This is a genomic window from Terrisporobacter mayombei (assembly GCF_020748465.1).
Lineage (GTDB): Bacteria > Bacillota > Clostridia > Peptostreptococcales > Peptostreptococcaceae > Terrisporobacter > Terrisporobacter mayombei.
Window position 1 is genome coordinate 1 of sequence record NZ_JAHZMP010000116.1, and the last position, 515, is coordinate 515.

At 22.3% G+C, this 515-nt stretch carries 1 pseudogene; it reads right to left on the reverse strand.

Annotation, left to right across the window (positions count from 1 at the left end):
* Positions 1–246, reverse strand: a pseudogene (locus K0039_RS20635) (YhjD/YihY/BrkB family envelope integrity protein); the annotation flags it as partial.
* Positions 247–515 lie beyond the last annotated feature (269 nt).

Here is a 515-nt window from a genome sequence, read left to right on the forward strand (position 1 = left end):
TATTGCAGAAACTATGATTGAAGATAACACAGCAAAAGCACCTTCTGGCATCATATTGCTAAACAAAGCTATATACTTATTTAAATTAAGAATCGGTATATAAGCTATAGAACTTATTGTAAATATTAAAAAAGGAAATATGGACAACATTAAGAAGAAAGATACTTCTGCTGACTTTGAACTTAGTTCACTGTAATTGGATTTTGCAATTATATATTCAATCAATTTCTTTTCTATACCAAACATAAATATCCCCTGTTCTATCAAATTAATTTCATTATACAATATTAATTATACTCAGATTCATACTATAATATAATTATTTAAATAAAAATAACACAAATAAAAGCTGAAAATAACAATTCTACTAACATTTACATAGTCTATTCAATGAAAGTAAATTATAATTTTCAGCTAAATAAATATTATTATAAAATAATAATATTTTATTTTAATTTTCCGACCATGTCATCTATATATTTTTTTAAACCTTGAATCTTTTTATCTGCTTCAAT